Raw genomic sequence first — 24,011 nt, 5'->3', positions numbered from 1 at the left:
AACAGCCGCTCCGAACCAGTGATATAGCACAAATACGCTGAACCGGCGGTAAACGCGATTAAATGCAGCCCCCTCCAACCACGCCTTTGTTACCAAGATTTATCGACACAGGCGGCGAATTTGCCGGTCTTGCCAACCGGCGAACAGCAGCAAACCGCATAGCGCGCCGAGCAAGGCGCAGAACATGTCGGACTGGGTATCCCACGGGTCACCCTGGGTGCCGAGAAACTCGTCGGCGCCCTGGCCCAGCGCCAGCGCCGCCCACCACTCGATCAGCTCGTAAACGGCGCTGATGGCCAGCGCGATGCAGCACACCACAAAGCCCAGCATCTTGCGGCCCTGCACATAGCCGCCGCGCTGGAGGATCTCGCGCGCCACCAGCGCCGGCACCAATCCCTGGAAGAAATGCCCCAGTTTGTCGTATGGGTTGCGGCCAAGATCCAGCCACTGCTGCACCTCAAACCCCAGCGGTACGCGGGCGTAGCTGTACATGCCGCCGAAAATCAGGATCAGCGCATGGAAGAAAATCAGCGTGTAGAGCAGCGGCGTCAGCGGATAACGGCGATGGGTCAGCCACAGCAGCGGCAAGGCGATCAAAACCGGCGCCACCTCCATCAGCCAGGTGGTGCGATCGTAAGGGCGGATGCCGCTGTGGATCAACACGGCCAGCAGCAGCAGGGTGATAACGAACAACAACAGCGGGGTACGCGAGGCGGGCATAACCAACGTTCCTTCGGGTTAACGGATCAATGCACACTTTATACCGCAGATCCTGGGGCGAAAAAAAACAGGCGGAGCGTCGCCGCTTCGCCTGTTCGGTGTGCGCTTACCCTGAGCGGGATTATTTCAGCGCTACGCGGATCACGTCGTCCGGCGCGGTGGCTTCTTTCTCGCGGCTGGAAGCCTGCTTGACGCTGACGTACAGCGTCTGGCCGTCCGGCGACAGCGCCAGGCTGTTCGGGTGGGTCGGCGTCTTGATGGTGTTCAGCACCTTGTAGCTCTTGGCGTCGATTACGCTCACTTCGCCCGCCTGGCGATGGGTGACGTAAACTTCATTGCGCGCCGGGTTGAACAGCACCGCCAGCGATTCCGGCACGTCGATCTTGCTCAGGATGTTGCCGTTGCGGGTATCCACCACCAGCACCTGCGGCTGCTTGGAATCGGTGATGAACGCGCGATGGGTAGCGGTATCCAAGCTGATGTTCAGGAAGAAGTGCTCTTTGGACTCATCCAGCTTCTTGCGCGACAGCACCTTGTTGGATTGGGTGTCGATGGTCACCAGTTCGCCGTCGGCGTTGGTGACGTACAGGCGCTTGGCGGCGGCGTCCAGCGCCAGGCCGGTGCCGTATTTGCCGGTGTCGGTCACGGTGGCGCGCAGGGTCAGATCCTTACCGTCCACCACCCACACCACACTGGATTCACCCAGCCCGGTGATGTACAGGGTATCGCTGTCGGCATCCGCTACCAGTTCGCGCGGTGCCAGCGGCTTGACGGTCTCGGAACGCTTACGCGCGTCCAGCACCAGACGGCCTTTCACGTCGCCGGTCTTGGCGTCGATGGCGGTCACCGAGTTATTGACGGTGTTGCCGAAGAACAGCGTGCCGGTCTTGGCGTTGACGGCGGCGCCGAACGGCTTGATGTCGTTATGGATAATTTGGGTCACGTCCAGCGTGGTCGGATCCAGACGGTAAACGATGCCGCCCTTGTCCAACTTGCGGCTCTGCGACGTCGCCAGGTAGAGCGCGTTCTCGCTCGGGCTGTAGGCCATTTCATAGGCGCCCTTGCCAACCGGCTTGCGCAGCACTTCCGGCGCGGTCTGCGCCAGCAACGAGTTGGAGAACAACAGCGTGGACAGCAGCATCAGCGGAAATGCCGCACGTTTTCCCTTGGTGATCAAAGTATTCATCGAAATCTCCTTATAGAGCCAACGGGGCGGCCGCTCGGCCGCCCTCTTTCGTTATTAAAATCAGGCTTTCTCTTCGGAAAGCAGCGCCCACCAGCTATCGATGGTCGGGTTGCGCGCCAGCGCGATAAAGTCGATGTCGCCGCGGATCTTGCGCCAACGGGTCGCCAGCTCCATGATGCGCACCGAATCCAGGCCGTAATCGATCAGGTTCTCATCGTTGCCCATGTCTTCGCTGTCTTCGTCAAGCAGCGGCAGGATCTGCTGACGCAGCGCATCGATGCTGGCGATACCGGCAGCCGGCAACAGAGACGCGGTGGTCACCACCCGGCCGCATCGGCCGGCGGTGTAACGCAGCGCCATCAGGTGTTCGTCGCGCGAGAAGTCCGCCAGGCCGTCGGCCACCATGAACGGCTGGATATTGCGCATGAAGGCGTCGATGGCGGTGGTCAGGCAGCCGATGTGCGCATACACGCCGCAGATAATCAGCTGATCGCGGCCGGACTCCTGCAGGATCTCCTGCAGCGGCGAGCGGTGGAAGGCGCTGTAGCGCCATTTCACCAGCACCGTGTCGTCTTCGTCCGGCGCCAGCGCGGCGGTCACCGCCTGCTGCTCAGGGTGTTTGTTCAGGCCCGGCCCCCACATGTCGTTCAACAGCGCGCGATCTTCATCGCTCTGCTGGTTCGGCTGCGCGGTATAGAACACCGGAATGCCCTGCTGTTTGCAGTAGCGGCGCAGGTTGGCGATGTTCTCCACCACCTGTTTAATCAGCGCGCTGTCTTCGCCCCAGAAATTGAGGAAATACTGCTGCATGTCGTGGATCAGCAGCGCGGCGCGCTGCGGTTCTACCTGCCAGGTGACTTTATTTTGCGGCAGTTCGTCCGCCGTCGGCAGCGCGTAGTCATTAAGTTTTGGAATGGCCATCGATTAATCTCCCTGAGCCTGAGTCTGTAGTTGCGCGTCGAGCTGCTGGCGCAGCCGTTTTTTGTCCACTTTGCCGACCGGGGTCAGCGGCAGGCTGTCCACCTGAATAAAGCGATCCGGCAGTTTGAAGTCCGCCACGCCCTGCTCGCGCAGGTGGCGACGCAGCACCACCGGCTTCAGCGGCGCGTTGGCGATGATATAGGCGCAGCTCTTCTCCCCCATCAGCGCGTCCGGCATCGACACCAGCGCGGCGTTGATCACGTCCGGATGACGCAGCAGCAGATTCTCGATCTCCTCGGCGGCGATCTTTTCCCCGCCGCGGTTGATCTGGTCTTTCTGCCGCCCCTGCACGGTGATGTAGCCGTCTTCGCTGATGCTGATCAGATCGCCGGAGCAGTAGAAACCGTCGGCGTCGAAGGCGTCGGCGTTGTGCGCCGGGCTCTGGTAGTAACCGCGGAAGGTATAAGGCCCGCGCGTCATCAACCGCCCGACCTCGCCCGCCGGCAACGGATTGCCGTCGTCATCCGCCACCCACACTTCATCGTCCGGCGACATCGGCCGCCCTTGCGTCGTCAGGATGTGGCGTTCGTCGTCGTCCAGCCGGGTGTAGTTCACCAGCCCTTCCGCCATGCCGAACACCTGCTGCAGTTGGCAGCCGATTTCGTTCTGAATGCGCGCCGCCAGCGTCTCGCCCAGCTTGGCGCCGCCCACCTGCAGCAGTTTCAGGCTGGCGAGCTGGGCATTGCCGCCCCACTCTTCGATCGCCTGCAGCCACAGCGTGACCGCCGGCGGTACCAGCGCCGTCACGTTGATTTGGTGCTGTTCGATCAGGCGGAAGCACTGCCCGGCGTCCGGATCGGCGGCGAACACCACCAGCCCGGCGCCATAAAACACGCCCAGCACGCCCGGCGAACTCATCGGGTAGTTGTGCGCCACCGGCAGCGCGCACAGATAGCGGGTCTGCGCGTCGAAACGGCAGATCTCCACGCTGCGGCGAATGCTGTAGTAGTAGTCGTTGTGAGTGCGCGGGATCAGCTTCGGCGTGCCGGTGCTGCCGCCGGAAAGCTGGAAGAACGCCACCTGATCGGCCGCGGAAGGCTGCGCGACAAAACCGTCGCTCGCCTCGTCCAGCCAGGCGGCTAGCGCCAGTTCACCCTCGGGCTGGCTGCGCAGCGCCACAACCCGCAGCGAAGGATGCGCATCGCGGAAGGCGTTCAGGAATTGATCGTCGGCAAACAGCCCGTGCTGGCGATCGGCGATCAGCAGCGCCGGTTTGATCTGCTCGGCATAGGCGTTCAGCTCGCTGCGCTGATGGCTGAACAGCGCGTTGACCGGCGCCACGCCAATTTTCAGCAGCGCGAAGAACACGATATAAAACTCCGCCACGTTGCCCAGCTGGACCAACGCGGTGTCGCCGGATTTCACGCCGCGGCGCAGCAGAGCGGCCGCCAGGCGATCGGCGCGCTGCTGCAGCTCGCGGTAGGTCAGGCTGCCCTGGGCGTCGATAATCGCCGGGGCGTCGTTGTTGGCCTGGCGATCGAGGATCTCGGTCAGCGGCTTGTCAGTCCAGTAGCCGCGTTCGCGATAGCGGCTGGCGAACTCCGCCGGCCAGGGGGTAAAGGCAATGCTCATCTTGTCGTTATCCTTGATTCATACCAAAGGCACGCAGAATGGTGCTGAGTTTGGTGCCTGTTTCATGCCATTCAGATTCGGGTGAAGAGTCTTCCACGATGCCGGCGCCGGCGAACAGCCGCACCCGGTTGCCGTCAACGGTGCCACAGCGGATAGTCACTACCCACTCGCCGTTGCCTTCGTCGTCGCACCAGCCGACGATGCCGCCGAACAGGCCGCGATCGAACGGCTCCAGCTTGCCGATCAGGGCGTGCGCCTCGGCCGTCGGCATGCCGCACAGCGCCGGCGTCGGGTGCAGCAGGCAGGCCAGCGACAGGGCATTTTCGTCTGGAGACGCCGCCTCGCCGTCGATCGGCGTAGAGAGATGCCACAGCGTCGTGGTGGTCAACAATTCAGGGGTGTGCGGCACGTTCAGGTAACGGCAGCGGCCGGCCAGCACGTCACGCATGCTTTCGGTGACGATGCGATGCTCGTGGCGATCTTTCGCCGAGGCCATCAGCCGCTCTCCCACTTCGCGATCGCGCTGCGGGTCGGCCTCGCGCCGGGCGGAACCGGCCAGCGGGTTGGAATAGAAACGGCCGCCGTCCTGGCGTAGCAGCAGCTCCGGGCTGGCGCCCAACAGCGCGCCCTGCTCCAGCGGCACATGGAAATGGAAACCGTGCGGGTTCTGGGCAATCACGCGCGCCATCAGCGCATGGCGATCCACCGGCTGGCGCGTTTCGATCTCCAGCAGGCGCGACAGCACCACTTTATCCAGTTCGCCGGCCTTCATCGCGTCGACGGCGTCGCTGACCATGTTCATAAACGGCTGCTGCGGCGGCAGCTCCGTCACGCCGGCCAGTTCAGGGCCGTTCGCCGGCGGCCGAACGCCGGCCATAAAGGCGGCGCGATCGAACCAGCGGCTCTGCTGCGGAATAAACAGCGCCGAAGGCTGCCGGGTATCGAACGGGATGGCGCCGCACAGCAGCGGTTTTTTGATACCGGCCTGCCGGGCCTCGGCAAACGCCTGCCGTACGCTGCGCTGGAACTCGCCGTTCAGGTCGGCGCCGTCTGCGGCCGGCAGGCGAATGCGGCTGAAACAACCGGTGGTGGTCAAGCTGCGGAAAGGAGAGGTAAAGAAGAAGCCCGACGCCGGAGAAAAATCAGCGGCGAACCGGTGTTCTTCGCGCTCCTGCATTTCCTTTCGATTGATGTCGTTCACGGCAGTATCCATCGCTTCGCCCTCAAGGATTTGAAGTGATAACCAATATAATAATGATTATCATTTGAGTTAATTCCGCGCTAAATTACTCGCCGATATTTGCTATGTCAATAAACGTAAGCACTTCTTTCATTTCGAAATCATGACATAAACGCTGTGGGTTTTACGCATGCCGATGATAAGCATTGCTATTTGATCCCACAGCGTTGTCTTAACGCGTTCGACTACTTTTCTGTGGCGGGCTGCGGCTCCGGTTTGTGCAGCGTGACCTGGCGCAAACCGGTCATGGCGAACAGCAACAGGATGCCGAGCACCGCCGCGCCGAAGCCGAAACCGCTGGCGCTCATCGCCGGCAGCATGAAGGCGCCCATCGCCCCCAGCAATAATGCGCCCAGCGCATCGCCCACCACGTTCTGCGCCGTCCACAGGCCGTTGATGCGGCCGAGGAAGTTGTCCGGCGTCAGGCTCTGGATCAGGCCGTATTGCAGCAGCGAGTTCAGCGCGCTCAGGTAGCCGAACGCCACCAGGCACAGCAACGCCAGGCTGTACCACGGCATCAGGCCGAACAGGCCAATGGCGGCGAACGCCGCGATCGCCGTCAGCAGCATCACCCAGCCGGGGCGCGCCACGTGCGCCACGCGCCCGCTGGTGAACGCACCGATGGCCGCGCCGAGCGGCACGGCGGCGTACATATAGCCGAGGTGGGCAGCGTCGATGTGCCAGCTCTCCGCCATCGCCGGGTACAGCACGCGCACCGCGCTGGCCATGGTCAGCAGCGCGCCGATCAGCGCCACCATGCCGATCACCTTGTTCTGGAACAGGAAGGCGAAGCCGCCCGCCAACGCGCGCAGCGGGTGTTCACGCGGCTGCGGCGGCGGCATCAGCTGCGGCAGGCTCAGCAGCGGCAGCAGCGTCAACAGGGTGCCAAACGCCGCCAGGCCGTAGTTCCAGGCAATGCCCATATGGGCAATCACCAGGCCGCCAATCGCCGGGGAAAGAATCGAGCCGAAGCGCACCGTCAGCATGCTGATGGCGCCTGCCTGCACGATGTTTTCGCGGCCCACCAGCGCCGGCGTGGCCGCCAGCAGCGCCGTCACCCCCACCGCGCCGAAGAAGCCGTCCCACACCGCCAGCAGATAAATGGCCGCCAGCGAAGGCGACGGCAATAGGGCGTTGAGGCACAGGCCGACGAAGCCGACGCCGCAGGTGGAACGCGCGAACAGGATCAGCCGGCGCCGCTCATAGCGATCGGCCAATACGCCTCCCATCAGCAGCCCGGCGAACATGCCGCCGCCGGCCAGCGTCACCGCCAGCCCGACCTGCAGGGTGGAACCGGTCAGCGCCTGGATCTGCACCGGGATGGCGATCGCCATCAGCCCCAGCGCCACAATGGAGATAAAGCGCGCGCAGAATACCGCGCGGAAAGCCCGGTTGGTTTTCAGCAGGCTAAAATCAAGCAGGATGGAGGGTTTGCTACTCATCGGTTGTTCACCACATCTTTAAACGGGGATTCTGCAGTTGCGGGGCGCTATGCTAGCACAGATGGCGAAATCAATAATGATAATAAAACTCATTGATATTCAACTGTGAGCAACCGCAAGAAACGCCGCCACACGCGGGGTAATCCCCGTGCCTGGCGGCGAGATGACGGGCGCGATTACAGCGTGCGCAAGATCCGGTTCAGCAGCGGCCCCAGCACTTTGAACGACGCCGGCGAAACGATATCGACATGCGCGCAGTCCAGCTCGTGCGCCTGCAGCGCATCGACGTACTGCGACCAGGTCTGCTGCACGTCCATCCCTTCCTGCAATGTGCGTTTGGCGACGAACAGCGTCGCCTGGCCGCGGAAGCGGGCGGTGCGCGTGTGCGACAGCAACCGCACCGAATCGGCGTAGTTGGCTTCGATGTTGTCGAACATCGCGGTGCGCGTCTCGCCCAGCGCCGGATCGAGCGTATCCTGCGACACCGCCAGGAACTGCTCGCGCTCGCGCTGCACTTCCTTCAACACGTTGTCGTCCAGCATCACGTCCCAGTTTTGGGTCTCCGGCGGATAGGTATCCAGCAGGCCGAGGAACGCCACCTGCTCGCCGCGCGCCTGCAGCCGGGCGGCGATGCCCTGCGCCAGCGTGCCGCCCAGCGAGTAGCCGATGAAGTGGTATGGCCCGTGCGGCTGTACCTGCAACACCGTCTGCAGGTGGGCATCCACCACCTGATCCATATCTTCGCTCAGCGCCAGCGGGCCGTCCGGCCGCGGCGACTGGATACCGACCAGCGACCAGTGCTGATCGAGATAGCGCGGCAATACGCTGAACTGCCAGGAGAAACCGGACGCCGGGTGCAGACAGAACAGCGTCGGCCCCTCGGTGACGCGCAGCGGCAATACGCTGTCGAATCCGCTGCGATCGGCCTCTTCCTGCGTACGATCTTCCGCCAGCAAGGCCGCCAACTGCTCAACGCGCGACGCCACCATTACCTGGCCGACGGACACCGCCTTGCCCAGATCGCGGCGCAGCTCCGCCGCCAGCCGCATCGCCAGCAGCGAATGGCCGCCGAGCGCGAAGAAATCGTCATCGGCGAACACCTGCTCGCGCTGCAGCAATCGGGCAAATACCGCCGCGATCTCGCTTTCCAGCCCGGCCTGCGGCGGCCGCCCAGCCTTGCGCTCGCCGCCCTGCGGCTGCGGCAAGGCCTTGCGATCCAGCTTGCCGTTGGCGCTCAGCGGCAAATCGCTCATTTCCACCAGCGCCACCGGCACCATGTGCGGCGGCAGCCGGTCGGCCAGCGCCGCGCGCAGGGCTTCCGCATCCCAGCCCGCGCCAGGCTGCATCACCAGATAGCCCACCAACTGGCGCGCATCGCCGCCGGCGTCCACCGGCGTGCCCTGCAACACCAGCGCGTGCGTCACCGCCTGGCGCACGCCCGGCAGCGACAGCAAGGCGTGGTCGATTTCGCTCAGCTCGATCCGCTGCCCACGGATCTTCAGCTGATCGTCGCTGCGGCCCAAATATTCCACCGCGCCGTCCGGCAGCCAGCGCGCCACGTCGCCGGTGCGGTACATGCGCCCGCCCTCGCCGAACGGATCGGCGACAAAGCGGCTGGCGGTCAGATCCGGCCGGCCAAGGTAGCCGTGCGCCAGCTGCACGCCGGTCAGATACAGATCGCCCGCCACGCCCGGCGGCACCGGCCGCAGGCGCGCGTCAAGAATGCGCAGCCCGGTGTTCCATACCGGCAGGCCGATCGGCACGTTGGCGCCGGTCACCTTCGCCAGCGCGTCGCCGTGGGCCGGATGCCAGGTCACGTCCACCGCCGCTTCGGTCGGGCCGTAGAGGTTGTGCAGCGGCACCGCCGTGCGGCTTTGCCACAGGCGGCACAGCTCCGCCGGCAGCGCTTCGCCGCTGCAGAACACCTGGCGCAGCGCGGCGCAGCTCGCCACCGCCGCGTCGTCGTCCAGGGCGGCAACGAAAGCCGCCAGCATCGACGGCACGAAGTGCAGCGTGGTAATGCGGTGCTGCGCGATCAGCTGTTGCAGCTGCTGCGGATCGCGGTGCGCCTCCGGCGGCGCCATCACCAGCCGGGCGCCGACCATCAGCGGCCAGAAGAATTCCCATACCGAGACGTCGAAACTGCACGGCGTTTTCTGCAGCACCGCGTCGTCCGCCCCCAGCGGATACTGGTGTTGCATCCACAGCAGGCGGTTGACGATCGCCTGATGGCCGACCAGCACGCCTTTCGGACGCCCGGTGGAGCCGGAGGTAAAGATAATATAGGCCGCATGGTTCGGCGTCGGGCCCGCGATCGCCACCCCGGCGGCGTGGTCGGCCGGCAGCGGCGCGTCATACAGCAAAATTTCGCCCTTGTCGGCGAACCGCGCCTGCTGCGCCGGGTTGGTGATGACCAGCCGGGGCGCGGCGTCTTCCAGCATCATCGCCAGCCGCTCGTCCGGATAACCGGTGTCCAGCGGCAGATAGGCGGCGCCCGCTTCCACGATCGCCATCAACGCCAGCGACAGGAACACCGAACGCGGCAGCGCCACCGCCACGATGTCGCCCGGCCGCACGCCCTGCGCAACCAGCTCACGCGCCAGCGCCATGACCTGCTCGCGCGTTTCGCGGTAGGTGAAATTGAAATGCGCATCCGCCAGCGCCGGCGCGTCCGGCGTGGTTTGCGCCTGCTGCGCCAGCAACTGGCTCAGCGTGGTCGCCGGCACCGGGTGCGCCGTGTCGTTGACCCGCGCCAGCAGCGCGTGATCGTCGGCGGTCAGCATATCGGCTTCGCCGATCGGCAACGTTGCCTGCGCGGCGAACTGCGCCAGCAGCAGCGGCAGTCGCTGCAGGTGCGCCTGCAGTTCCTGGCGACCGTAACGCTCGGCGTTGGCCAGCAGTTCCACCTTCAACTGATGGTGTTCGTCGATAAACAGCGCAATCTCCAGATCGCGCACCGGCCCGGAGGCCAGATCGTGAGTGATGCCTTCGATACCGGCGAAATCCAGCTGGTAATCGAACATTTTGAAGTTGAAGACCGTGCCGTACAGCGGTTCGCCGTCGCCGATGCGCCCCAGATCGCGCTGCACCTGCTCGGCGTCGTAGCGCTGATGGCGGCGCACCGTTTTCAGCTCGCGGCTGATGCGGGCGGCGGCCTCATACAGCGTGGCCTGCGGCTCGAGATGCATCTCCATCGGCAGTACGTTGATCACTGGCCCGGCGGCGCACAGGGCGGCCGATCCGGTACGGCGCATGAAGATAAAACCGGCGCTGAAACTCGGTTGGCCGCTCAGGCGCGATACCCACAGCGCCACCAGCGCCACCGCCATATCGGCGGCGTTCAGCTTCTGCTGCGCGCCGCACTGCACCAGTTCGGCGAAAGCCTGCGGATCGCAGCGCTGTTCCAGCCGGTGGATGCGCGGCGTGGGGGTTTGCCCGGCCAGCGGCTGCGGGCAGAGCGTGGCCGGCGGCGGCAACTGCCGCGCTTTTTCGAGCCAGAAATCGGCGTCGCGCTGCCAGGCCGGCGCCTCCCGGTAAGCCTGGTATTCCGCCACCACGTCGCTGAACGCCGTGAAAGGCGTCGGTTCCAGCGCGTCGCCGCGGCAAATATGGGTGTAAATCGCCGCCACGCGGCGAGCGATGGCGGTGAAGCTGAAACCGTCCACCAGCAGATGGTGATAGCGCTGATACCAGAACCAGCGGTTATCCGCCAGGCGCATCACCACATGGCGATACAGCGGTGCGCCGCTGCCGGCGCGCAGATCGCTCGCCAGATCGATGTCCATCAGCGCGCGCGCGGCGGCTTCGGGATCCGGCGACGTCGTCAGATCGACAAGTTCCGGCTCGTGCACCGCCAGCGCGTCATCCAGCCATTGCACCGGCACGCCGTCGCGTTCCGCAAAACGCAGGCGCAGCATGTCCACCTCGCCCAGGCCCTGGATGATGGCCTGCAGCAGAGGCTCTACGGCAATGGGGCCGTTGAGTTCGATGGCGTGGGCCACCGCGTAGGCATTGCGATGCGGGGAGATTTGATCGGCGACCCAGATGCCGGGTTGCGCCGCGACCAGCGGCCATTCGCCCGCAAGCGCCGGGCCGCTGAGAGAGTTAGGGGTGTGTGACACTGCTTATTGCTCCCGTGATTACCTGGCGCCGGTCACGCCTTGCTTGCTGCGACCGGCAGAATGTCTTGCCAATGCTGTTCCAGCCACTCGGTGCACGCGGTGCGCGCCGCCGGGCCGAAGACGATCGTCCAATCGGACGGAATGGCGCGGAAATCCGGCCACAAACTGTATTGTTGTTGTACGTTGCGCAGCACCAGGCTGCGCTGCTGTTGATCATCGAACGGATTCAGGCTTTCCATCATGTGTTCCTCGTGCCGTCGCCGATGCCGGATAAGCGGTGGCGAAAGCGGAGGCCCAGACCGCCTGCAGCCCGTCGGTCAGGCCGCTGCGCCAGCACAACGCGTCGTGCCCGCCTTCCACCACCCGGTAGTGCACCCGATGGCCGGCGTCGCTCAGGCGAGCCGCCATTTCGCCGCTGACCCGATGCACCAGCTTTTCCTGCGAACCGGCTTCCATAAATACCTTCAGCGCACCGTGGTTGCCCAGGCCATGCCGTTCCACCTGCTGCATCAGCCAGCAGGCGTCGTCGGGGATGCTCGGCAGCTGCAGCATGTCGCGCCGCGGCCACCAGTAGGAACCGGACTGGGTAATTACCGCGCCGAAGCACTGCGGCCAGCGCAGCCCGGCATACAGGGAAGCCAGGCCGCCAAAGCTTTGCCCCGCCACCACCGTATCGGCCGGTTTGTCGCTGTGCGGCGCCCAGTCGGCCAGCTGCGGCATCAGTTCTTCCTGCACCGCCAGCCAGAAATCGTCCTTGCAGGTTAATTCTCGCGCCCGGTGCGGCAGATCGATGATGTCGATCAACACATACACCGCTTCCGGCAACGCCCCCTCGCGGGTCAGCTGCATCAGCGGCTCCCAGACCGGCATCTGCTTCGCCCAGAACTGACCGTCGAGCAGGATAGCCAACGGACGCTCGGCCGGCTTGCTGTCGCCGGTGGTGTAGATCCAAACGTCGCGGCTGTTGCCCAGGCGCTCGCTCTGCCAGGTATGGCGCTGCAAACGCGCCGGCAGCGGCGGCGTGCAGCGCCCGCTGGCGATCTCATACTCGTCGAACGAACGCCATACCGGCTGCGGCGGCGCATCCGGCATGTGCAGGCCGGAGACGCTGTGGCCGCTGGCGCTTTGCCAGGAGCGATACGGGTTGAGCAGATCGGGGGTGGCGCTGGCGAACACCTGGTGCCACCAGTGGCGCAGGTTGTGCATGTTGGCGTGCGCATCGTCGCCGCTGAACGCCGGCGGCCGCTCGTCAAAGCAGGGAATAAAGCAGTAGCTGCCGCGCCAGGCGCCGCTCAGCTCGGTCTGCCAGTACCACACGTCGGTGCCGGCCAAACGCTGCAGGCTTTGCGGCGGATTCGGCTGGTGATGGTCGGTCAGGCAGTTGATGTTGATCCACACGCGGCGGTAGGCGGAGGTCAATTCGCATCCCTGAGGATCGCGCCAGAAAAAGGTGGTTCGCCAGCGGCCGTTACCCGCCGGTTCTACCCATGGCGTACCGCGCCGTGCCACCGTCAACCACCATCCTGGACTGCCCGCATTGCTGCTGGCCAATAATCTGCTGCTTTCTGACTGTAGTTCTGTATTCACAACGCCTACCCATTTTGTAGTTGGCGGCACCGGGAACGTCGACTTTTCCCTATCGCCGGCCACCGCCCGAACGCACTGTACGCCAAATACTATTGATAATAATTTGCATTTGCAATAGTGTGTAAGGCTTGGAGATCGTGCTGGTATTGCGCGCAACGGACAGGGATCGGGGATACATCAATGGCATCCCTTGCCGCAGCCGATTTTCTATTTCCGACTACACAAAAACTACAACCGCCCTTCCCCCCGTTCGGCGAGGGATGGCAGCAAGGTAGGACACTCAAATGAAAAGCAAGCTATCACGTTATTCTTTAGCCACTCTTATCGGCTTGGGATTGGGCGCGTCCGCGTTCGCCAACGCCGCGCAGCAGACCGACACCCCCACCACGGAAGAAAACAGCGGCGCAGCGGATAAAAAGCCGCGCGGCGAAGACACCATCGTCGTGACCGCCGCCCGGCAGAACCTGCAGGCGCCTGGGGTGTCCACCATCACCGCCGATGAGATCAAGAAACGCCCGCCGGCGCGCGACATCAGCGAACTGATCCGCACCATGCCCGGGGTTAACCTGACCGGCAACTCCACCAGCGGCCAGCGCGGCAACAACCGCCAGATCGATATCCGCGGCATGGGCCCGGAAAACACCCTGATTCTGATCGACGGCAAACCGGCCTCCAGCCGCAACTCGGTGCGTCAGGGCTGGCGCGGCGAGCGCGACTCGCGCGGCGATACCGCCTGGGTGCCGCCGGAAATGATCGAGCGCATCGAAGTGCTGCGCGGCCCTGCTGCGGCGCGCTACGGCAACGGCGCCGCGGGCGGCGTGGTCAACATCATCACCAAGAAGGCCGGCGATGCGCTGCACGGCTCGCTGAACGGCTACTTCAACGTGCCGCAACACAAGCAGGAGGGCGCCACCAAACGCACCGACTTCAGCCTGTCCGGCCCGCTGAGCGATTCCCTGAGCTTCCGTCTGTTCGGCGGCTACAGCAAAACGCAGGCCGACGCCTGGGACATTAACGAATCGCATAAGTCCGAACGCGTCGGCGCCTACGCCAACAGCGTCCCGGCCGGGCGTGAAGGGGTGGTCGATAAAAATATCGACGCCTTGCTGCACTGGGACTTCGCCCATCTGCAGTCGCTGGAGTTCGAGTACGCTTACGGCCGCCAGGGCAACCTGTACGCCGGCGATACCCAGAACACCAACACCAACGCCCTGGTGCAGAGCAACTACGGCGAAGAGACCAACCGCATCTACCGTGAAACCTTCGGCCTGACCCACCGCGGCGCCTGGGACAACGGCGTGAGCACCAACAACTACGTGCAGTTTGAGCGCACCCGCAACACCCGCCTGAACGAAGGGCTGGCCGGCGGCACCGAAGGCATCTTCGACACCAAAAACACCGGCTTCGGCACCACCAAGCTGGACGACTTCCTGGCGCACAGCGAAGTCAGCGTGCCGTTTGAACTGGGCGTTGCCCAGACCGCCACTCTGGGCACCGAGTGGACCCAGCAGCGGATGAAAGACGGCACGTCCACCAGCCAAACGCTGATGGGCGGCACCATTCCCGGCATGACTACCGGTACGCGCAGCCCTTATGCTTCCGCGCATATCTTCTCGCTGTTCGCCGAAGACAACATTGAACTGACCGACACCACCATGCTGACGCCGGGCCTGCGCTACGATCTGCATTCGGAATCCGGCAATAACTGGAGCCCGGCGCTGAACCTGTCGCAGGAACTGGGCGACTACTTCACGCTGAAGATGGGCATCGCGCGTTCCTACAAAGCGCCGACGCTGTTCCAGACCAACGGCAACTATCTGCTGTACAGCAAAGGCCAGGGATGTGCCGGCAGCGATACCAAAAACGGCTGCTACCTGCTGGGCAACGACGATCTGAAGGCGGAGACCAGCGTCAACAAAGAGATCGGGCTGGAATTCCATAACGAAGGCTGGCTGGCCGGCGTGACCTACTTCCGCAACGATTACCACAACAAGATTGAGGCGGGTAACTCTCGCATCGCCACCAGCAGCACCGGCACGGCGGTCTATCAGTGGGAAAACGTGCCGAAAGCGGTGGTGCAAGGGCTGGAAGGCTCGCTGAACGTGCCGGTCAGCGAGACCGTCACCTGGAGCAACAACGCCACCTACATGATCGAGAACAAGAACAAGACCACCGGCGATTACCTGTCGGTGATCCCGAAGTTCACCGTCAACTCGACCCTCAGCTGGCAGGCCACGCAGGATCTGTCGATGCAGTCCACCCTGACCTGGTACGGCCGTCAGAAGCCGAAGAAGTACAACTACCAGGGTAAACCGGCCACCGGCGGCGAAACCCGCGAGGTCAGCCCTTATGCCGTCGTCGGCGCCAGCGCGACCTATGACCTGACCAAAAACGTCAGCCTCACCGCCGGCATCGATAACCTGTTCGACAAACGCCAGTTCCGCGCCGGCAACGCGCAGAACGTGGGCGATCCGAACACCGGCGCGATCAACATCGCCGGTGCAGGCGCGGCCACCTACAACGAACCGGGCCGCACCTACTACATGAGCATCAACACCCACTTCTGATGACATGACCCAATGACAAAGGGGCGCCGCGGCGCCCCTTTTTTATATTTATATTCAGTTAGTTGGTGTGCAGCTGAATACGCACCACGCTTTCCGGCTTGCCGGCCTTGGTGGAAGCGCCGTCGTTTTTCACCGTCACGAACAGCGCGTCGCCTTTCGGATCCAACGCCAGACTGTTAGGGTGCGGCGGCAGATCTACGGTTTGCAGACGCTTAAGCGTCTTGGCGTCGAACACCGTCAGCGTCCCGGCGCCGTGATCCACGCGCACGCCTTTGCGGTTGGCGACGTACAGCCGCTGGCTGCGCTCGTCGAGCAGCAGGCCGATCGGCACCTCATCCGTCAGCTCGCTGGCCAGTACCTTGCCGCTGTCCGCATCCAGCGCGAATACCCGGTGGCCGCTGCTGCGCTTCACGTAGTCGTGCCCCAGATGATGATTGCGGTAGTTATCGCGATCAATACCCTGATCGACACCCAGCAGACGATTGCTCGCCGGATCATACACCAGATTCAGCAGCTGATCGGCCTGCACTTCGTGGGTGGCGGTGATCGCCAGCGTGTCGGCGTTCAGGGTGATCACCTGCCCCTGCATGTTGGAGACGAATACCCGGCGGCCCTTCTCATCCAATGTGATACCCACCGCGTTGTAGCCGAAGCCCGGGATCACTTTCTCCAGCTTGCCGGCCTTGGTATCGACCACGTACAGCACGCTGTCGACGCCGAAGCCCAGCCCCGGCAGGAACAAGCGGCCGCTTTGCGCGTCATACTTGATCTCGCGAATGCGGTACAGGTAGTCCTCGGTGATTTTGAACTTCTTCAACTCCGCCAGCAGGAAGTCCAGGCGCTTGCCGCTGATGCCCGCCTGCTTGTAGGCCTGCTCCAGCACCGCTTTGTCCAGCAGCTTGATGCTGCCCAGCGCGTGGTTGGTGGTGGTGTCCACCACCCCGACTTCGCCGTTGAAGCCCTGAGTCAGGTACAGGCGATTGCCCGCATCGTTCAGCGCCACGCCGAAGCCTTTCACCTGCAGCGGGATCTCCGCCTTGATCGCCAGGGTGTTGGGATCCAGCCGCAGCACGCGGGAGCGCGCCTCTTCCTTCCAGTCCGGCGCGCTGACGAACAACGCCTGTTGCGAGGTGCTGTAGGCCATCTCCACCACCGCCGACGACAGCGCCTCGCGCTTGATGTCCTGCGGTTTGATGCCGGCATCGTCGGCCTGCGCAGCGCCGGCGACCACCAGAGAGGCCGCCACCAGCAGCGACAGTAACGCGCGCGGGGTTGCTAGGGTTCCAGACATCCTTTTATCTCCTTGAAAATCATGCTTTCGGTTAGAGTGAAACAACGTCATGCCTGCGGCCCGGGCGGCAGCGCCGCCAGAGCGATATCGCCAGCGATGTGCTGCGCAAACTGGGTAAAGACGTGCTGAACGCCGTCGGCGATCAGATTGGCCTGCTCCCGGCTGTAGTGATCCTGGCGATAGGTCATCATCACCCGCAGGGATTTCGCCCCGGCCAGATCGTCTTCCATCACCTCAAACTGCAGGCCAAGCAGCGACTCGGCTTTTTCCGGCTCCACCTGGCGGTAGGCGATCGCGCTGCCGTCCTGCAGCCGGAACTCGCCGTTCAGCTTGATGCGGCTGTGGATCTGGATGAACACTTCGAACATGTGGTTCTTGCGGTCGGCGTCCACACCGAACAGCCCTTCCTCCACCAGATCGATCGGAATATCGGTGTACGGCAGCGAGCCGTTGATGGTGTTTTTCACCTGGCTGACCAACCCGGCCACCGTCAGCCCCTCGTCGAAGCGCACGCGGTGCACCACCACGGTGGTGAAGTAGCCGACGGTATCGAAGAACTCGGCGTCGTTACGGCCGGAGGTCGAGGTGCCCACCAACAGATCCGCCGGGCCGCCAAGCAGGCGCAGCGCCGAGGTAATCCCGGCATACACCACGTTGAACAGCGAAGCGTTGTTGCGGCGGGCGAGCTGATACAGGCCTTCCGCCACGGCGGGATCGACCTCGAACTCCAGCCAGCCGCCGTTGACGTCCGCCGGTGCCGGCACCGCCGGGTGGGTGGATGGCTCTTGCCGGAAGATCGGCTGGCCGACCGGCGCGCCGCGCAGCGCGTCGAGCCAGTAGTCCAGATGTTGCTGCTGCACCCCGGAGGCCCGCTGCTGCCGGGCGAAGGTGTGGAACTGCGGCGGCTGCCCGCTCCACTGCGGCGCCTGGCCGACGACGCGATGGCGGTAGGCGACGCCCAATTCATCCATCATCAGGTTGAGCGACCATTCATCCAGCACCACATGGTGGAACAGCAGCGACAGCAGCTGCTGACCGTTGTCCGCATCGCGCAGCAGCGTGACGCGCAGCGGCAGCTCGGCGGCCAGATCGAACCGGTGCTGGCCAGCGTCGGCCAACAGGGCGGCGGCGTTGCCCGCCGGCGTCTCGTGGGAGAAGCGGAACCACTGGTACTCCGAAAGTTCGGCGGCCGGCACCACCACCTGCACCACCGCGCCCTGCTGCTCGACGAAGCGTGAACGCAGCACGGTATGGCGAGTCATGACGTCGATAAACGCCTGACGCAGCGCCGTTTCATCCACCGCATCGAAGAAGCGCAGAGAGAACGGCAGGTTGAAAATCTCGTCATGGCCGAAGGCTTCATACACCTTCCACAGCGATTCCTGCGCCAGCGACAGCGGTGCCTGCGCCCGATCATGATCGTCGGCGGTAGCCACCGCGGCATTCGGCTGCGCAACGTTCAGGCGTTTGGCATAGCCCGCCAACCCGAGCGCCGTCGGATGGCTGAACAGATCGTTAATGTTGATTTCGATCTGATGCAGGCTCAGCAAACGGCCGATCACCCGGGTGGCCACCAGCGAATGGCCGCCGCGATCGAAGAAGTCTTCATCCAGGGTCATTTCCGGCGCCACCAGCGCCTCACGGAACTCCTGCAAAATCAGCGGTGCAACGCTTTCGTCCGCGTCGCCGTTCGCCGCCGGCGCGGCCATCGCCGGGGAAACGGACTCAGCCGCCGGCAATGCGACGGCACTCCGCTGCCCGGCCAGGAAGGCGCTGAACTGCTCCAGCAGGAAAGGCGCCGCGTGCGGAGAGAGGCGCGGATCGGTGACCAGCTCGAGCGTCAGCGCTTCCTCCTCCGGCAACTCCAGCAGCAGCGCCAGCTCAAACGGCGTATGCAGCGGCGGCAGCAACAGGCGTTCGGCGTGAACGCCTTCCAGCCGCCACTCTGCGGCCAGATCGTCGCGCCAGGCCACCAGCAGCTGCGCCCGTTGCGGATCCGGCTGTTCAGCCACGGTTTGCGCCAGCAGCCGCTGCCCGGCGTCGCCCTCGCCATGCTGTACGGTCAGGCGCATCAGCGGCGGTGCCGTCAGGCCCAGCTCCAGGCCGACGCACTCCGCCGTATCCGCTGCCGGCACGCACAGCTGCACCGCTTGCCCGCCGGCCTGCGCGGCGACGAACTCGGCAAACCGCGCCGCCACCGCCGCCAGCAGCGCCCGCGGCGTGTCGTTGGCGGGCAACAGCGAGCGCGCAATGCGCGTGACCACGCGCGCGCCCACCGGCGGTAAGGCTTCAGCGCGCTGCGCCGGGCTGCGATAATCCTGCAGTGAGACCGCCTGGCGCACCCACGGCAACTGCGGCTCCGGAGTTTCCGCCAGCTCGACCGGCTCCGCCGCGAAAGGCAGAGGCATCGCGTCCCCGTTATAACAGGCGGACAGCATCGCCGGCAGATGACGCCACGGCAGCGTTTCCGCCAGGATGTCATGCAAGACCACGCCCAAAATCACGTTATCGCCCGGCGTGAGCAACAGCAGGCAGCGCAGCGGCGCTTCGCTTTCCAGTACAAACGGCGTTGCCTGCGCTTGCAGCAGGCGACAAATGGCCTGTTGTTCGTCCGCCACCTGACGAAGGCTCACCGGCAACGGCGCCGAGCCGGCGGGGCGTTTCACCAGGCCGTTTTCGTCATCAAAAACGTAGCGCACGTCCACGCCCGGCGTTTCCCGCACCAGCGCCTGCAGCGCCGCCGTCAATTGGGCGATATCCACATCCCCCGTCAAACGCCAGGCCAACGCCCGCTGCCCGCGTGCGTCACCCTGCTGCAGATGGGCAAACCATGCCCGCTCTTCGGCTTCGCTCACCGGCCGCTCGCCGCTCGCCGACGCCGCGCCCAGCGCCTGAAACGCGCTCTCCAGCCGCTGGGCCTCTTCATCGCTCAGAATGCTGTCAAAATCACCGATCACTGCGTTATCTCCTCTGCCCGGCCGTGCCGGGATAGCGCATAAAACGGGGGACATTCGTCCCCCGTCATCGCGATAGCGTTAGAAATTCAGCTCAACCGCCGCGCCGACCAGGCGGCCTCGCTGCAGGGTCGCCGTGTAGATGTCATTACTTCTGACCATCTCGCGGCGGTCGGAATCAAACAGGTTTTTCGCATACAGCGTGGCGCGGCCGTAGTCGAAGGTGTAAGCCAGCTGGGCGTTGGCCGTCCAATAGGAGCCGATACGCCCGCGCGAATCGTTGTCATACGCCGAGTAATAGGAGTCCGAAAACGCCACGTTGCTGCTCAGCTCCCACCCTTTCAGGAACTGATATTTGGCGCCCATATTGGCGGTGTAAGCCGGTGCGCGCGCCAGCTCATGCCCTTCCACGCCGCTGCCCGAGAATTTCTTGATGTCGGTTTTCAGCAGGCCGAGGTTGCCGAACAGCTCAAAGTCCCAACGCGGCTGCCAGGTGGCGCCGATTTCCGCGCCGTAGGTTTCCACCTTGTCGGCGTTGCGGATCACGCTGGAGTTCTCACCCAACGAGTACGGCAGCTGCATGTCTTTGTAATCGTTGTAGAAGATGTTACCCGTCAGCACCACGTTGGCGTCTTTCAGGTGATGGCGGGTGTACAGCTCATAGTTCCACACATACTCGGAACCGTAGGTATAGCTGACCACCGGCGTGCCGATCGTGATGCCGCCGCCGCCGGCGTTATAGCCGCGCGCGATCTTGGCGCCGTAGGTTTGGGTATCCGTCGGTTTCCAGGCCACGTCCAGCTTCGGCAGGAACACGGTGTAGGTTTCATCGAAGTCGATACGCACCGCCTGACTGCCGCCGTCGCGGCGGCGGTGTTCGCGTTCCAGACGGCTGGCGGCGGTCACGTCCACCTGCGGCGTCAGCGCATAGGTCAGCTCAGCGAACGCCGAATGGGTATCGGTTTTATCCTTGAAGGTCGATCCGCCGAAGATGTTGACGAACTCATCCTGCGTACCGTGGAAATAACGCAGCCCAGCCAGCCCGTGCAGGCGGCTGTCCGCGCCGCCGAAGCGCACCACCGGCTCTACGTGAACTTCCTGGCCGTCAATCTCGGCGTATTGGATGTTGTAAGCGGTAGGACGGTTGATGTTGAAATCGGTATAGATAACGCGGTTTTCCAACGTCAGCGCATCGGAGGCCTCCCAGGCCAGATCCCAGATGGTGCTGTTCATGTTGCTTTTGAACACGGCGCGGCGCGGATCGTGGCGCGGATTGGTTGGGTGCGGCTGCGGGTTGAGGCTTTCGTTCTGTGGTGCGGTGCTGCCGAAATGGTTAAAGGTCAGTTTGGTAGTCAGGTCGCGCAAGCCGGCCGGATTGAACAACAGCTTGGCGCGGGCGGTGGTGGCTTCCACTTCGCGCGGATCGCCCACCGGCGCATAGGCCGGCAGATCGGCCTCGCTGCGGCGGCGCTGGCGATCGACGCTCACGCGGAACGCCAACTGATCTTCCACCAGCGGGCCGGACGCCATGGCGGCCAGTTGCGAAGAGTGTTGGTTGCCGGCGCCGCCCTTGAAGGCGCTTTCCCACTCGAAGGTCGGATCTTTACTGGCCATGACGATGGCGCCGGCGATGGCGTTGCGCCCCTGAATGTAGCTTTGCGGGCCGAGGAACACTTCAACGCGATCCAGATCCCACAGCGACTGCGGGCCGAACGCCTGTTCGTTATAGGTCAGCGAACGGCCGTCCAACGACAGGTTGAGGCGCGGGCGGGTGCCGCTGAGGAAGGCGTTGGCGCCGACGTTCGGACCGGAACCGTCGATACCGCGCACGGTCGGAAGTTCGTTGCCGATGCCCAGATCCACCACGTTGGGGGTCATGCGCAGCAGATCGGGGATCTGCACTGCGTCGGGCATCGATGCGATGCGGTTGCTGTCGAACACCTGCACGCTGGAACTGGTGTCGAAAATAGAACGTTTGACCTTCTCACCGGTAACCAGCAGCGTTTCCGCGTCCTGGTAGGTTTCGTTGCTCTTCGTTTCCGCCGCGTTGACGTTACCGATCGCCAGTGAACAAACCCCTAAAAATACGGAGGAAAACGCCCCAATGGCTTTCATTCCCGCTTTTTCCCCGTTTCCTACGCTTTCATGCCGTTGAGCCGCAAAATGCTTGCCCATAGATGTCTTCTCCTTTCATCCCAGAGGTGCACAAAATTTGATTTTTTTTACACAACCTACATCGACACTCACACAGACCATGACGCTCCGGCCTTCCCGGCCTTGCTGTTGCTTATCCCTGCGGCAAACCCATGTTTTTCGCGGCCAAACGAGCGCGGCCCCGTCCACGGCCAAGCCGCCGGCGAAGCGGCCGGCAGCTTGTATAAAAACGTAAAAGAGTGTTAAGAATGATAATATTTTGCATTTTCTAATGCAAATCATTATCAACAAAGATGAGGAGCCGAGCACGGAAACAGCCAGAAATCCTTATACTTTTGCAGGTAAAACAAGCGCTGCAATAACAAGCAATCATTTCAATGCTAAGAATAATATAGATAAATTATTCACCTCCAAAGCCCTATCTGCCCGGCATCGCTAAAACCCCTTATAAATAGCACCTTCACGCCAAATGGATTAAATAATAATAATTTTCATTCCTATTAACATTTGGATATATTCTTGCAGTCTCGTTGGCTGAATCAAAATGGATACCCGATGAAAGCTTTGACCACGATGCAGGCCGCCTATTGGGTAGGCCGACAGTCCGCTCCTCCCCTCGGCGGCATGGCCGCCCACCTGTATGCGGAATTCGACGGCGGCGAGCTGGATCTCGCCCGACTACGCCAGGCCGTCGAGGCGCTGTACCTGCATCATCCGCTGTTGCGCCTGCGCATTACCGATGATGGCCGGCAGACGATCGCGCCTCCCGGCCCCCGGCACACCTTGCATCTCGACGACTGGCGGCACGCCGATACAGCGACGCTGGCAGCCGCGCTCGCCGCCAAACGCCAGGCAAAAAGTACCCAGCTGCTGCCGCTGGAACAGGGTGTGCCCTGCGATATCAGCCTGAGCCTGTTGCCGGAAGGGCGCAGCCGCCTGCATGTCGATCTCGATATGATCGCCGGCGATGCCATGAGCTTTCGCCTGTTGATGGAAGATCTGACGGCGTTTTATCACCAGTGCCCACCGGCGCCCCCCCATGACATGCCGCCGGCCTACTTCGACCACCTCGAACGGCGCGACGCCGACGAGGCGCTGCGCCAGCGACGCGAACGCGGCCAGCGTTGGTGGCGTGAGCGCCTGGCGCAGGTGCCACCGGCGCCGCACCTGCTGCGCACGCCGGACCGCTGCCGCAGCGATCGCCTGGCCATACAGCTGAATGCGGAAGAAAGCCGCGCACTGGAGGACGTCGCCAAACGGCACCACACCTCGCTCTCGACGCTGTTTTTAGCGCTGTTCGCGCTGGCCGTCGGCCAGGGTTGGAACATGACGCGCTTTCGGCTCAACGTGCCGCTGTTCCACCGCGAGAGCGAGCGGGAGGACGCGCATCGCCTCATCGGCGATTTCTCTAACCTGGTGCTGCTCGGCGTGGAGCTGAACCCGACGGAAAATCTGAGCGCCTTCTGCCGGCGCCTGATGACGCAGCTGGCGGAGCTGATCGAGCATGCGGATTACCCCGGCGTGAGCGTGATGCGCGATCTGTCGCGCCTGCACGGCAGCCTGCAGCCTTCGCCGGTGGTGTTTACCGCCGGTTTCGGCATCCGCGGCAAGACGCTGTTTTCCGAACGGGTCACCGACACCTTCGGCCATCTCGGCTGGGTCATCTCTCAGGGGCCGCAGGTGGCGCTGGATGCGCAGGTCGCCCACGTCGACGACGGCATTCTGATCAACTGGGACGTGCGGCTGGATGCGTTCCCCGAGCAGGTGCTGCCACGCCTGCTGGCCTGTTACCGGGCGCTGCTGCACTTGGCCGCGCGGCAAACGGAGGCGTTCGATCGCCCGCTGTCGCAGCTGTTGGCGCAATGCACGCCCGACGCGCTGGCGCAGCAGGCACCGGTGCGCCAGGTGCTGCATCGGCTGCTGGCGCGGGTGGCCCCCGGGGCCGGCTTGCGCGACCACGACGATATCCGCCGGTTGGCCTTGCCGGATGCCGGGGTGAACGCGCTGCTGACGGTGCTCAACAAGTATCTGGCGGCGGCGCTGACGGCACAGGATCTGGCGGCGCATTCCTCCCCTGCGGCGCTGGCGGCGCTGATCTGCCAACGCTCGCCCGAGGCAGGACGGCATGCGAAAACGCTGCTCGCCGCGCTGGCGCCGCAGCACTGAGATCGGTTTCCGGGCGCGCGGCGCCCGGCT

The 24,011-nt window shown here is 63.8% G+C and carries 14 protein-coding genes; 2 read left to right on the top strand and 12 right to left on the bottom strand.

The window, feature by feature from the left end:
• Positions 1-99: 99 nt before the first annotated feature.
• The 9 genes from SSARUM_RS01440 to fes all read right to left on the bottom strand — a co-directional run bounded on the left by SSARUM_RS01440 (position 100) and on the right by fes (position 12,849).
• Positions 100-720, bottom strand: a complete 621-nt coding sequence (locus SSARUM_RS01440) for a DUF2238 domain-containing protein (protein WP_060430728.1) — start codon at positions 718-720, stop codon at positions 100-102.
• A gap of 121 nt (positions 721-841) precedes the next feature.
• Positions 842-1,906, bottom strand: coding sequence for a 7-bladed beta-propeller protein YncE (gene yncE, locus SSARUM_RS01435; RefSeq protein ID WP_060425210.1), 1,065 nt, complete (start codon positions 1,904-1,906; stop codon positions 842-844).
• Positions 1,907-1,966: 60 nt separating this feature from the next.
• Positions 1,967-2,827, bottom strand: coding sequence for an isochorismatase (locus SSARUM_RS01430; protein WP_004930014.1), 861 nt, complete (start codon positions 2,825-2,827; stop codon positions 1,967-1,969).
• A gap of 3 nt (positions 2,828-2,830) precedes the next feature.
• A complete protein-coding gene (locus SSARUM_RS01425) occupies positions 2,831-4,459 on the bottom strand; it encodes a (2,3-dihydroxybenzoyl)adenylate synthase (RefSeq protein ID WP_060425206.1) in 1,629 nt (542 codons plus the stop codon).
• A 7-nt stretch (positions 4,460-4,466) separates the two neighbouring features.
• A complete protein-coding gene (locus tag SSARUM_RS01420) occupies positions 4,467-5,672 on the bottom strand; it encodes an isochorismate synthase (protein WP_060430725.1) in 1,206 nt (401 codons plus the stop codon).
• Positions 5,673-5,884: 212 nt separating this feature from the next.
• A complete protein-coding gene (gene entS, locus SSARUM_RS01415; RefSeq protein ID WP_047729313.1) occupies positions 5,885-7,141 on the bottom strand; it encodes an enterobactin transporter EntS in 1,257 nt (418 codons plus the stop codon).
• Positions 7,142-7,317: 176 nt separating this feature from the next.
• A complete protein-coding gene (locus tag SSARUM_RS01410; protein ID WP_060430724.1) occupies positions 7,318-11,262 on the bottom strand; it encodes an enterobactin synthase subunit F in 3,945 nt (1,314 codons plus the stop codon).
• A gap of 32 nt (positions 11,263-11,294) precedes the next feature.
• The gene (locus SSARUM_RS01405) at positions 11,295-11,501 is read right to left on the bottom strand and encodes an MbtH family protein (protein ID WP_033636748.1); all 207 of its coding nucleotides are present in this window, start codon (positions 11,499-11,501) and stop codon (positions 11,295-11,297) included.
• Positions 11,476-12,849 (bottom strand): enterochelin esterase, encoded by a 1,374-nt coding sequence (gene fes, locus SSARUM_RS01400; protein WP_072264937.1) that lies wholly within the window; start codon positions 12,847-12,849, stop codon positions 11,476-11,478. The genes SSARUM_RS01405 and fes overlap by 26 nt, the downstream gene beginning before the upstream one ends.
• A gap of 284 nt (positions 12,850-13,133) precedes the next feature.
• Between fes and SSARUM_RS01395 the strand changes: the two genes are divergently transcribed.
• Entirely contained in the window at positions 13,134-15,416 is a 2,283-nt protein-coding gene (locus SSARUM_RS01395) for a TonB-dependent siderophore receptor (RefSeq protein ID WP_033636747.1), read from the top strand.
• Positions 15,417-15,474: 58 nt separating this feature from the next.
• On the opposite strand, the gene SSARUM_RS01390 is transcribed toward SSARUM_RS01395, so the two are convergent.
• From SSARUM_RS01390 to SSARUM_RS01380, 3 genes are all read right to left on the bottom strand, one after another.
• Positions 15,475-16,707, bottom strand: a complete 1,233-nt coding sequence (locus tag SSARUM_RS01390) for a YncE family protein (RefSeq protein ID WP_033636746.1) — start codon at positions 16,705-16,707, stop codon at positions 15,475-15,477.
• A gap of 47 nt (positions 16,708-16,754) precedes the next feature.
• Entirely contained in the window at positions 16,755-19,664 is a 2,910-nt protein-coding gene (locus SSARUM_RS01385) for a condensation domain-containing protein (protein ID WP_060419671.1), read from the bottom strand.
• 78 nt (positions 19,665-19,742) lie between these two features.
• On the bottom strand, positions 19,743-21,836 hold the full coding sequence (locus SSARUM_RS01380; protein ID WP_033636744.1) for a TonB-dependent receptor: 2,094 nt from the start codon (positions 21,834-21,836) through the stop codon (positions 19,743-19,745).
• A 534-nt stretch (positions 21,837-22,370) separates the two neighbouring features.
• On the opposite strand from SSARUM_RS01380, the gene SSARUM_RS01375 reads away from it, so the two are divergent.
• Positions 22,371-23,981: a condensation domain-containing protein gene (locus SSARUM_RS01375; RefSeq protein WP_060419672.1), complete on the top strand. Its 1,611-nt coding sequence runs from the start codon at positions 22,371-22,373 to the stop codon at positions 23,979-23,981.
• Positions 23,982-24,011: the final 30 nt, after the last annotated feature.

Origin of the sequence: Serratia sarumanii (assembly GCF_029962605.1) — a bacterium.
In the GTDB taxonomy this organism is placed as follows: domain Bacteria; phylum Pseudomonadota; class Gammaproteobacteria; order Enterobacterales; family Enterobacteriaceae; genus Serratia; species Serratia sarumanii.
This window is presented reverse-complemented; position numbering and strand designations above follow the sequence as displayed.

What these genes read in the sequence shown, in the direction of transcription:
- SSARUM_RS01380 (WP_033636744.1), bottom strand. Translation starts at nt 21,836, where the DNA reads ATGGGCAAGCATTTTGCGGCTCAACGGCATGAAAGCGTAGGAAACGGG.
- SSARUM_RS01405 (WP_033636748.1), bottom strand. Translation starts at nt 11,501, where the DNA reads ATGGAAAGCCTGAATCCGTTCGATGATCAACAGCAGCGCAGCCTGGTG.
- SSARUM_RS01440 (WP_060430728.1), bottom strand. Translation starts at nt 720, where the DNA reads ATGCCCGCCTCGCGTACCCCGCTGTTGTTGTTCGTTATCACCCTGCTG.
- SSARUM_RS01425 (WP_060425206.1), bottom strand. Translation starts at nt 4,459, where the DNA reads ATGAGCATTGCCTTTACCCCCTGGCCGGCGGAGTTCGCCAGCCGCTAT.
- SSARUM_RS01420 (WP_060430725.1), bottom strand. Translation starts at nt 5,672, where the DNA reads ATGGATACTGCCGTGAACGACATCAATCGAAAGGAAATGCAGGAGCGC.
- SSARUM_RS01390 (WP_033636746.1), bottom strand. Translation starts at nt 16,707, where the DNA reads ATGTCTGGAACCCTAGCAACCCCGCGCGCGTTACTGTCGCTGCTGGTG.
- entS (WP_047729313.1), bottom strand. Translation starts at nt 7,141, where the DNA reads ATGAGTAGCAAACCCTCCATCCTGCTTGATTTTAGCCTGCTGAAAACC.
- yncE (WP_060425210.1), bottom strand. Translation starts at nt 1,906, where the DNA reads ATGAATACTTTGATCACCAAGGGAAAACGTGCGGCATTTCCGCTGATG.
- SSARUM_RS01375 (WP_060419672.1), top strand. Translation starts at nt 22,371, where the DNA reads ATGAAAGCTTTGACCACGATGCAGGCCGCCTATTGGGTAGGCCGACAG.
- SSARUM_RS01395 (WP_033636747.1), top strand. Translation starts at nt 13,134, where the DNA reads ATGAAAAGCAAGCTATCACGTTATTCTTTAGCCACTCTTATCGGCTTG.
- SSARUM_RS01430 (WP_004930014.1), bottom strand. Translation starts at nt 2,827, where the DNA reads ATGGCCATTCCAAAACTTAATGACTACGCGCTGCCGACGGCGGACGAA.